The sequence below is a fragment of the Cryobacterium sp. 10I1 genome, assembly GCF_035019805.1.
Taxonomy (GTDB): Bacteria; Actinomycetota; Actinomycetes; order Actinomycetales; family Microbacteriaceae; genus Cryobacterium; species Cryobacterium glucosi.
In genome coordinates, this window is record NZ_JASJVF010000110.1 from 1 (window position 1) to 10,573 (window position 10,573).

The window sequence follows — 10,573 nt, forward strand, 5'->3', positions numbered from 1 at the left end:
TCGACGTCAACTACCGGTCCAAGCTCTGGCCCGTGAGCGTGGCCGGGCCGGAAGTCCTCGCGGCTGCCGAGCGCCCAGGCGGCGAGCGAGTGCCCGTGGTTCAGGCGGACTTCGGACGACTCGCCGTTCATGAGTGCGGACAGGTAACCGGCGGCGAACGCGTCTCCGGCTCCGACCGGCTCGACGACCTCGACCTTGTGGGCAGGGACGACCGTGGTGAGGCGGGTGCCGTCGGGCAGAAGCGCGTACTCCGTCGCGTCGACGGCTCCGTCCTTGACGACGAGGTAGGGCACGTCGGGCAGCAGGGCGCGCACGTCGTCGGAGGTGACGCAGCCCCAGATGGTGGCGGCTTCGTCGAGTCCGACGAGGACGACCGTCGCCTTGCCGGCGAGCTCACGCAGCCGGGGACCGGCCACGCTCACGGGCCAGAGCTTGGACCGGTAGTTGACGTCGAAGGACACCGAAGTGCCCCACTCCGCCGCGTGGTCGAGCACGTGTTCCACCAGGGCGGAGCAGCTCGGCGACAGCGAGGGCGTGATGCCGCTCGTGTGGATCAGGTGGGCGGACTGGAGGGGCCAGGCCCCGGCATCCGCCACGCCCAGCTCGGAGGCGGCGGAACCCGCACGATAGTAGAAGACGTGCGCGCCGGTACCGGTGTCCGGCTCCTTGAGGTACAGGCCGGTCGGGCTGACCGCGGTGCGGTTCACCCAGCGGGTGTCCACTCCCCCGCAGTCGAGCGTCGAAATGATCTTGGTGCCGATCGGGTCCTGGCCGACATTGCCGGCCCAGGCCACGTGGTGGCCGAGCTCGGCGAGGTGCGCGGCGACGTTGGACTCCGCCCCGCCGACGCCGAGGCGGAAGCCCTCTGCGATGTCGAGCGACGTCGTCGAGGTGGGGGTGAACATGCCCATGGTCTCGCCGAAGCAGACCACCTGCGGTTCGCCCTGGTCGGCGCCGGAGGCGACCGGGTTGCCCGGCTCCTCCTGCAGTGCCTGGGCGCCTGCTTGCTCGTCGGTCATCAGGTCACCGCTCCGATGTGCCACGGCACGAACTCTTCCTGGCCGACGTTGAACTCTTCGCTCGTGGTCTGCTTTCCGGAGGCGACGGCGATGATCATGTCGAGGATCTCGGCGCCGACCTCTTCGACGCGGGCGGTGCCATCGGCGATCCGTCCGGCGTTGATGTCGACGTCGTCGCCCTGGCGCACGAACAGCGCCGTGTTGGTGCCGACCTTGATGCTCGGGGTGGGCTTGCAGCCGAAGACCGAGCCGCGGCCGGTCGTGAAGACGACGACCGTCGCACCGCCGGCGACGAGTCCGGTGACGGACACCGGGTCGTAGCCGGGGGTGTCCATGAAGCCGAGGCCCCGGGTGGTCATCGGTTCGGCGTATTCGTAGACCGCTGCGAGGTCGGCGCGGCCGGCCTTCGCGACGGCGCCGAGCGACTTCTCCAGGATGGTGGTGATGCCGCCGGCCTTGTTGCCGGGAGAGGGGTTGTTGTCCATGGTGCCGCCACCGGTGACGATGTACTTCTCCCACCAGTTGATCCGGTCGATCAGCTTGAGGCCGACCTCGCGGGTCGTGGCGCGGGCGGTGAGCAGGTGCTCGGCGCCGTAGATCTCAGGCGTCTCGGCGAGAACGGATGTTGCGCCGTTGGCGACGAGGACGTCCGAGGCCCAGCCGAGGGCCGGGTTCGCGGTGATGCCGGAGTAGCCGTCGGAGCCGCCGCAGTTGAGGCCGAGGACGAGTTCCGAGATGTCGATGGGTTCGCGGCGTCGTTCGTCGAGCTTCTCCGCCATTTCGAGGATGGCTTCGACGCCCGCTGCGACGGTGGCGCGCATGCCACCGGTCTCCTGGATGGAGAGGGTCGTGACGAGGGTGTCTGCCGGAAGCTCGCCCTGGCCGAGGATGACGTCGGCCGGGGTCATTTCGCAACCGAGGCTGAGCACGAGCACTCCGGAGATGTTCGGGTGGGCCGCGTAGCCGTTGAGGGTGCGGACGAGCATCTGCGCACCCTCGCTCTCGAGGACCAGGCCGCAGCCGCTCTGGTGCGTGAGGGCGATGACGCCGTCGACGTGCGGGAAGCGGTCGAGCAGGTCGCCGCGGAAGCGGTCCGCGATCAGCTTCGCGGTCGTGCCGGAGCAGTTGACCGTCGTGAGGATCGCGATGTAGTTGCGGGTGCCGGCGCGGCCGTCCGCCCGGCGGTAGCCGTCGAAGGTCCGGCGGGCTCCCGTCGGGGCGGGCAGCTCGGTGTGCACGGTACCGAACTCGTGCACGCGGGCACCGAGGTCCATACCGAGGTTCTGGCTGTGCACGTGTTCGCCGCGCACGATCGGCGCCGTTGCGGTGCCGATCGACTGGCCGTACTTGAGGACCTTCTCCCCGACCGCAACCGATCCGAGTGCGATCTTGTGGCCGCTCGGGACGGCCCCGATCACATTCAGAACGCTGTCCCCCAGGGTGATGGCTTCACCGGGAACGAGGTCCCGGAGGGCAACGGCGACATCGTCGCCTTCCGCCATGACGAGCACGGATGTGCCGGTCGCAATGCTGTTGATGTGGCTCATGAGATCTTTTCTCTCGCTGGGAAGCGGTCGGGGAGGGTACTGCTGGCCGGATCAGGCCTTGGCGGCGATTTCTTCGCCGATGATGCCCTTTTCCCAACGACCCTCTTCGAGGTCGATGGCAATGGCGTGGTACTTGTCATCGCTCAGGCTGTACAGGAAGTAGATGATGACGGCGGCGATGGTGAGCGCGATGGCCGGGTAGATCGTCATGACGGCCTTGATGCCGAAGAGCGTCTCCGGGGACTGCGAGGTGGCCTTGGCGACGTAGCCCGTGATGGCGAGCATGCCGGCGCCGACGAGGGCGGCGAGGGACTGGGCGACCTTGCGGGAGAAGTTGAACGCGGCGTAGGTCATGGTCTCCTTGCGGACACCGGTGTGCCATTCGCCGTAGTCGATCGTGTCGGAGACGAAGGCCCAGGTGACGCCGTTCGGGATGGCCAGCGCGGCGTACCCGATGGTGACGAGGATCATGAACGTCCACAGGTTGGTCGGGATGATGAAGTTCAGGCCGTTGGCGACGATGGAGACGATGAATCCGGCCATGGCCGTCTTCTTCTTGCCCCACTTGGCGACCATCTTCGGGATGAACATGATGCCCACGATGGAGGCGCCGATCATGACGAGGTTCAGGACGGCCTGGAGGGCGATGTTGCCGAGGTTGTACTGGGCGAAGAAGATCATCATCATGTTGTTGACGTTCATCGAGGAGATGGTGAAGAGCGTCATGAGCACGAGGGCGAGGAGCGGCTTGTTGGTGAAGATCGCCTTGGCGTAGTCCTTCATGCCGTTCTTCTCGAAGCCGACTGCACGGTTGACGTACACCCGTTCCTTGGTGCCGCGGTAGCAGATGTAGAAGGACACGACGCCGACGATGGCCATGACCATCGAGGCGAACATGAAGTTCTGGGCGGTCATGCCGCCGAAGATCATCATCATCGGGATGAACGCGAAGCCACAGATCCACTGGGCGCCGAGCGAACCGGCCTGGCGGCTGGTCGCGAGCTCCGCGCGGTCCTTGATGTCGCGGGTCATGACCGAGGCGAGGGAGCCGTACGGGTCATTCGTGAAGGAGTAGATGATGCCCCAGACCGCGTACGTGCCGGCGGCGAAGGCGATCTTCCAGCCCATGTCCACGTCGGGCATCGTGAAGGTGACGACGGTCATAACGGCGAGCAGGATGGAGGAGACCATCATGACGGGGCGGAATTTTCCGCGCTTGCCGAAGCGGCGGCTGTCGATGAATGCGGCCGCGAGCGGGTCCATGCAGGCATCGAACAGTTTGCTGAGCGTAAAGATAAGTGCGACGACAGCGGGCGCGATGCCGGCGGTGTCGATCCAGAACTTGGTCAGGTACGACTGTCCGAGGTCGAACATGAAGCCGTTACCGAAGTCGCCGAAGCCATAGGCGACCTTCTCCTTGCGGGAAATGCGATCAATAACGGTGACGCCGGCGGAGCCTTCGGGGCCGGTGGCTCCCATGGCGCCGGGCAGGCCCTTGGTGGATGTACTCATAATGCGGATTCACTCCTATGTGCTGGATTTAATGGGGTCGTGCTGGTTCGTGCTGGTCGTGCTGTTTCGTGCTGTTTCGTGCTGAGGTACTGTGCGGGTGGATGCTTCGAGCGGGTCGTGAACGTCCTAGGTGCCTGCTCGGAGCCGAACGGGCTAGAACCCGAAGTAGGTGTTCGCGTTGTTGTACGAGATGTCTTCGACCATCTGGCCGAGGATGGCCTCGTCGTCGGGAACTTCGCCGAGCTCGACCCATTCGCCGATCAGTTCGCACAGGATGCGGCGGAAGTACTCGTGGCGCGGGTAGGAGAGGAAGCTGCGGGAGTCCGTCAGCATGCCGACGAAGTTGGAGAGCAGGCTCTCCTCCGCGAAGGTGGACAGCTGCAGGCGCATTCCGTTGCGGGTGTCGTTGTGCCACCAGGCGTTGCCGAGCTGGAGCTTCTGGACGACGTCCTTCTGGTAGGAGGCCATCAGGGTGATCAGCGGCAGGTAGTCGTTGGGGTTCAGCGAGAAGATGATCGTGCGGGGAACCGCATCCTCGGATTCCATCGCGTTGAAGAGCTTGGCGAGCGGCTCGGCGATGTTGCGGTCGTTGATCGCGTCGTAACCGGTGTCGGCGCCCATGCGGGCGAAGCCCGGGTCGTTGATGTTGCGCATCGCGTGGATGTGGTACTGCATCGTCCAGTCCTTGGCGCTGTAGATGCGCATCAGGGCCTTGAGCAGTGCCGTGCGGTACTGCGCGATCTCGGTCGCGGTCAGGGTGCCGCCGGAGAGGGCGGTCGTGACGATCGTGTCGAGTTCGGCCGGGGTGGCCTCTTCGTAGACGACGATGTCGAGGGCGTGGTCGGACAGGCGTCCGCCCATGGAGTGGAAGAAGTCGACGCGCTGGGTGAGGGCCTCGACGATGTCCGCGAACGCGGTGATGCTGACGCCGGCCGCGGTGCCGAGGGTGGCGATGTACGCCGCGTACCCGGCCTGATCGATGTTCAGGGACTTGTCCGGACGGAACGCCGGGAGCACCTTGAAGGCGCTCTCAGCCTTGAGCAGCTCGTGGACGTGCAGGTCATCCGCGGGGTCGTCCGTCGTGACGACGACCTTCACGTTCATGCCCCGGATCAGGCTGCGGCGGGAGAACGCCGGAGTCGCGAGGAGCAGGTTGGCCGCGTCGTAGATCTCGCGGGCCGTCGCGCGGCTGATCACGGTGTCGATGCCGAAGAAGCGCTTGAGTTCGAGGTGCGCCCAGACGTAGAGCGGGTTGCCGAGCGCCTTTTCGAGGGTGCCTGCCCAGGCGTAGAACTTGTCGAAGTCGGCGCCGTCTCCGGTGATGAGGCTCTCGGGGACCCCGTTGGTGCGCATCAGGCGCCACTTGTAGTGGTCGCCGTAGTTGTTGCCGCCGAGCCAGGCTTCGGTGATCGTCGCGAAGTTGCCGTCCTCGAGGATCTCCTGGGGGCTCAGGTGGCAGTGGTAGTCGACAATCGGCATGTTCTTCGCGTGATTGTGGAAGAGCTTCTTCGCCATCGGCGTGGTCAGCAGGAAATCGTCATTCAAAAACATCAGAAACAGTCCTTCGTTCCGTACAGTCGTTGTGGTGAATCAGTCGGTGGGTTGATTCGGCCGATCAGGCCAGGAGCGCGATGGTCGCGCGGGCACCCAGGGTGCGCAGGTTGTCGAGGCCGGTGGTGACCTCGGCGACGAGGCCGGGGAGTTCGGTGAGGTCGCGGCCCCAGAGCGAGTCATCGCTCAGGATCGCTTCGACGTAGTCGGCCGTCACGTTGCTACCGGTCGCGGTGGCCGTCGCGTATGCGGCGTGGAAGGTGGCGAGCACCTCGTCGCTGTCGACGGGGACGACGGTGACCGCAGCGTCGCCGCTGTAGGTGAGCAGCAGTGCCGAAAGGGCCAGGGTGACGCGGGGAGGGAAGGTTCCGACCTTCTCGTGGAAGTTGACCAGGATCGGCAGCAGGCGGGACTTGTACTTCGAGATGCTGTTGAGCGCGATCGAGGCGAGCTCGTGGTGCATGAAGCGGTTCTCGAAGCGTTCCTTGACGGACTCGGCGTATGCGGCGAGTTCGTCGTGCGGCAGGTCGATGACCGGCATGATCTCGTCGTACATTTCCGAGTTGACGAACTGGGAGAACTCGGGGTCGATCATCACGTCGCGCACGGTCTCGACGCCGGCGAGGCGGGCGATCGAGGCCATTGTGGTGTGCGGGGCGTTCAGCAGGAACACCTTGCGTTCGCGGTACGGCGTCATGTCGTCGGTGACGGTCACGTTGAGGCCGGCCTTCGCGAGCGGGAGGGACTCCGTCAATGACTGCGGTCCTTCGATGACCCAGAGCAGGAATGGCTCGGCCTTGACGATCGACTGGTCGTCGTAGCCGAATTCCTCGGCGAGCTCGGCGGCGCGGTCGGCCGGGTAACCGGGAACGATCCGGTCGACGAGGCTGGAGTAGAAGGTGTTGTCGGTGTTGACCCACTGGACGAATGCTGCGTCGAGCTCCCAGAGCGCGGCGGTCGCGAGGACGGATTCCTTGAGCTTGTCGCCGTTGTGCTCGATGAGCTCGCACGGGATGATCTGGAAGCCCTTCTTGCCGAGGGAGAAACGCTCGAAGAGGAGCGCGGTGAGCTTTCCGGGGAAGCTGTGCTGGGGCTTGTCATTGAGACGGTCGCGGTCGTCGAAGGCGATGCCGGCCTCTGTCGTGTTGGAGAAGATGAACTCGATGTTGTCGTCGTTGGCGAGGTCGAGGTACTTCCGGTTGTCGACGTACGGGTTGACCGTTCCGGTGACCACGGTGATGACCTCGTGGCTCTGCACGTCCTTGCCATCCTGAAGGCCTTCGAGGAGGACCGTGTAGAGGTTGTCCTGCTCCTCGAGGGAGGCGACGCGGCCGCCTTCGATGGGCTGGACGATCTTCACGCCGCCCTGGAACAGTCCCTGGTTGTTCATCTGCTGCAGCTGCCAGTCGACGAACGCGCGGAGGAAGTTCCCCTCGCCGAACTGGATGGCCTTCGTGGGCAGTTCCGCGATCGCGGGAACAACGCTCTTGGACAGTCTCTGCATGGTCTTCGTGTTCCGTTCGGTAGTAGTGGACGTGACGGTGACCTGCATGGTCGACGTCGCTCCGGGATCCAGGGTGATGAAGTGGGCGCCGACGTTGCACGTCTCTGCGCAGGCGGTTTCGGTCCACTCGTCGGTTCCGTAGTCTGCGATGGCGGCGGCCTTGATGCGGCCGGCGTTCCAGATGACCGTCTGCGCGGCGCCCTGCGAGACGGCGCGGATGATGCGGTCGTTCGCCGGGTCGCTGAGTTCGAGCGCCTCGGGCATCGGGTAGAGGCGATCGATCTCATCGCCGGTGAAGCCGAGCGGCAGGAGGGACGAGCCCTCGGTGGCCGGCTTGGTCGAGCGGTCCGTGTAGCCGAACGTCTCGAGGCCGGTGAGGGTGCTCGTTGTGACGTCGCCGACGGCGAAGTAGGTGTGGAAGGCTTCCTCGAACGCGAACGGGGTGGCACCGTCGTTGCGGACGGACAGCTCGAGGCCGAGCTCTGCGCCCACGGTGACCGTGTAGTGCGCGGTGAAGGGGTGGAATCCGGCGGGAACGCCGACGCTGTCCTGGGTCAGTTCGAAGACGAGCTCTGTGGCAACGGCGCCGGTCGCGGTGTCCAGGGTGCGGGAGTCGACGAGCGACCAGGTGGAGAGGCGAGCCCAGCCGTGGTTGGGAGCGGAGGCATCCGTGCCGTTCGGGCCGAACCAGGGGAAGCAGAGGGGGACGCCGCCGCGGATCGGGTCGGTGTCGGAGAAGACGCCGAAGGTGCTCATCCAAAGGACCGGCATGCCGCCTGCGGGAGTCCAGTCGGCGACGTGCGCGCCGTGCAGGTAGATCAGGGCGGATGCCGAGGGTGTGGTGACTTCGACGGCGGCGAGGCCGCCGTGGCCCTCCACCAGACGGATGCCCTGTGCGAGCTGCTGGGTTGTCATGCGTACTCCTCTTTGAGGCGAGAAACGTGAGGCGAAAGTGTGGCGGAGCCTGATAATCGTTCCGCTCAGCAGAACGCGTGTCCGTCAGATGAAACACTAGCACCGGTTAACACGTTCGTAACAACTGCTTTCGCGGTAGAATTGCCGTATTGAGTTCCATCGGGCAGAACCGCCTTTTCATGGTGCACAATGCACAATCTTTGGCCGCAGGAGGACAAAATGTCAGCGACTTTGATCGACGGATCTCACACCTCGGGCGAGGCCGGCGAGCCCGCGAAGGACAGCGCAGCCCGCAAACTGCTGCGCGTGCTCGAAGCCGTGTCGAACCCGGGCGAAACGCACCGGCTGAGCGACCTGGTTAAGGAGACCGGCCTGTCGAAGACGAGCGTGTTCCGTCTGCTGTCCGAACTCGTCGACGACGGCTATGTCAGCCGCACGTCGGACGGCGCGTACACACCCGGACGCGCGCTTCGGTTGCTCGGCCTGCGCCTGACTGCCAGCACGGAGGATTCGGACCGCGTGCGCACCCGGCTGCAGCGCCTCCAGCAGGACGTGCACAGCACCATCCACTTCGCCCTCCGCACCGGCGACTGGGCCACCTACGTTGAGAAGATCGAGGACACCGCGCAGCCGATCCGGATGGCGTCCCGCGTCGGCGCCCAGATCCCGTTGCACTCGACCGCGATCGGCAAGTCCGTTCTGGCCTACCTGCCCGAGAGCGAGGTGCGGCGGTACGCCGCCAACACCGGGCTGCCGCGGCGCACCGACAACACCATCACGGACGTCAACCGTTTGCTCGCCGACGGCGAACTTGTGCGCAATCGCGGCTTCTCGATCGACGACGAGGAGAACGAGGAGCACATCCGCTGCATGGCGACGCCCGTTTTCGACACCCGGCACAATCTGCTGGGCGGAATCGGCATCACCACAATCGCACCATTGGTGACGCAGGCGAAACTCGAGTCATACGCCCCCCTGCTCCTCACCGCGGCGCGCGACATCATGTCACTCGTCTAGCTCTGGCCGTTGCGTGGGGAGCGTTTCGCGGCCACGTAGGTCTGTTCCGATCCGACTTTGCGGACGCCCCCCTGGACAGGAATCGCTCATCGGGTAACCTATCGATATCTCTGGACGATTGAAGCTGACCGACTTTCGTTATGAGCCCTTGACCGGGTTTTCCACAGGTGATTCATGGGCATGCGGATGCCTCAAGAATGTCGGTGGTCGTCCGTAGAGTAACCGGTATGACAACTGAAAATACCTCAGAACCTCAGCCCGAAAGCACGGCGGAACCCCCGCCCGGGACCCCTCCCGACAGTCCTCCCGACACCTACCTCAACCCCCGGCATCTCAGCCTGGTGGAGCCGTCCCTCGCCGATTTCTATGACGCGATCCGGGAGGCGGACCGGGAGATGAACCGGGCCGCCGCGAAGCGGGCGGCCGCGGTCTACACCGCCCAACGGGTGCTCGCCGATGTCGGCCGGGCCCGGGCGGAGGCCGCTGAACGCGCCAGCGGCCTGCGCCCGCCGTGGTCGCCGGAGGAGGCCACGAAGGAGGAGTTCACGTGCGAGGTCGGCGCCCTGCTGCGGCTCCCGCGCCGGACGGCGGAGACCCTGATCGAAGCCAGCCGCACCCTCGCCGAAGACCTCCCCGTGACCCGGGAGGCCCTGGCCTCCGGGGTGATCAGTTACCGGCACGCGCAGGTGATCATGGAGCAGGCCTGGGGCATCCGCGTCGCTGATGACCCGGAAGCGTCCGCGCGGGCGCGTGCGGTGTTCGAGGAGGTCCTCGTGCCCGACGCGGAAGTGCTCACCGTGGCGAAGCTCGCCGACCGGGCCCGAAGGGTGCGGGAACGCACCCACCCGGAAACCATCACCGCCCGGCACCAGAAGAGCGTGGAGGATCGGCACGTGGTGTTCCACGCCCTCAACGACGGCATGGCGTCGCTGTATCTGACCGGGGACGCGGAGAAGGTGCAGGCCGCCTACCACCGCACCCTCGACACCGCCCTGACCCTGCAGGGCCCGGAGGAAACCCGCACGCTGACCCAGATCGCGGCCGATGTGCTCACCGATGTCCTGATCGGCGGGGTCACCCCGGATGGACTCGGTGCCGGGGTGGCCGCGCAAGTCAACGTCACGGTCCCGGTACTGACCCTGTTGGGGAAGAGCGAGGAACCCGGGTACCTCGCCGGGTACGGACCGATCGACCCCGACACCGCGAGGCGTCTCGCCGCCGGGGCGCCGAGCTTCACCCGGCTGCTCACCCACCCCGAGACCGGGGTCGTGCTCTCCATGGGACGCGACACCTACAAACCACCCGCCGCGCTCAAGAAATGGCTCGAGGTACGGGATGAAACCTGCACCTTCCCCGGGTGCCGCCGCTCCGCCAAACGATCAGACCTCGACCACAGTGTGGAGTGGCAGCACGGCGGGGAAACCGACGCGATGAACCTCGCCCACCTCTGCCCGTATCACCACGCGGTGAAGAGCTACACCCGGTGGTCGCCGAGGCACCTCGGCGAC

7 protein-coding genes are annotated in these 10,573 nt (G+C 65.8%); 2 read left to right on the top strand and 5 right to left on the bottom strand.

Translation table 11 applies throughout. From position 1 onward, the window contains the following. From QN345_RS10855 to QN345_RS10875, 5 genes are all read right to left on the bottom strand, one after another. On the bottom strand, nucleotides 1–1,019 hold a 1,019-nt coding region (locus QN345_RS10855), incomplete at its 3' end, for a sugar kinase (RefSeq protein WP_323508646.1). Continuing rightward, complete coding sequence (locus QN345_RS10860; protein WP_134559596.1) at nucleotides 1,019–2,566, bottom strand: UxaA family hydrolase; 1,548 nt, start codon at nucleotides 2,564–2,566, stop codon at nucleotides 1,019–1,021. The genes QN345_RS10860 and QN345_RS10855, both read right to left, overlap by 1 nt. Nucleotides 2,567–2,617: 51 nt before the next feature. Next, nucleotides 2,618–4,078 carry a glycoside-pentoside-hexuronide (GPH):cation symporter gene (locus tag QN345_RS10865; RefSeq protein ID WP_322135360.1) on the bottom strand — a complete coding sequence of 487 codons (1,461 nt, stop codon included), beginning with the start codon at nucleotides 4,076–4,078 and terminating at the stop codon, nucleotides 2,618–2,620. Nucleotides 4,079–4,231: 153 nt separating this feature from the next. Beyond that, nucleotides 4,232–5,629: a glucuronate isomerase gene (gene uxaC / locus QN345_RS10870; protein WP_322135359.1), complete on the bottom strand. Its 1,398-nt coding sequence runs from the start codon at nucleotides 5,627–5,629 to the stop codon at nucleotides 4,232–4,234. Nucleotides 5,630–5,693: 64 nt separating this feature from the next. After that, nucleotides 5,694–8,048, bottom strand: a complete 2,355-nt coding sequence (locus QN345_RS10875) for a tagaturonate reductase (protein ID WP_322140922.1) — start codon at nucleotides 8,046–8,048, stop codon at nucleotides 5,694–5,696. A 219-nt stretch (nucleotides 8,049–8,267) separates the two neighbouring features. Between QN345_RS10875 and QN345_RS10880 the strand changes: the two genes are divergently transcribed. Together QN345_RS10880 and QN345_RS10885 are read left to right on the top strand one after the other, a co-directional pair. Then, nucleotides 8,268–9,065 (top strand): IclR family transcriptional regulator, encoded by a 798-nt coding sequence (locus QN345_RS10880; RefSeq protein ID WP_166787229.1) that lies wholly within the window; start codon nucleotides 8,268–8,270, stop codon nucleotides 9,063–9,065. A 227-nt stretch (nucleotides 9,066–9,292) separates the two neighbouring features. Continuing rightward, the coding region (locus QN345_RS10885; RefSeq protein ID WP_323508647.1) for an HNH endonuclease signature motif containing protein at nucleotides 9,293–10,573 on the top strand (1,281 nt) is incomplete at its 3' end.

Coding starts and splice junctions, on each gene's coding strand:
- QN345_RS10860 (WP_134559596.1), bottom strand. CDS start 2,566: ATGAGCCACATCAACAGCATTGCGACCGGCACATCCGTGCTCGTCATG.
- QN345_RS10865 (WP_322135360.1), bottom strand. CDS start 4,078: ATGAGTACATCCACCAAGGGCCTGCCCGGCGCCATGGGAGCCACCGGC.
- uxaC (WP_322135359.1), bottom strand. CDS start 5,629: ATGTTTTTGAATGACGATTTCCTGCTGACCACGCCGATGGCGAAGAAG.
- QN345_RS10875 (WP_322140922.1), bottom strand. CDS start 8,048: ATGACAACCCAGCAGCTCGCACAGGGCATCCGTCTGGTGGAGGGCCAC.
- QN345_RS10880 (WP_166787229.1), top strand. CDS start 8,268: ATGTCAGCGACTTTGATCGACGGATCTCACACCTCGGGCGAGGCCGGC.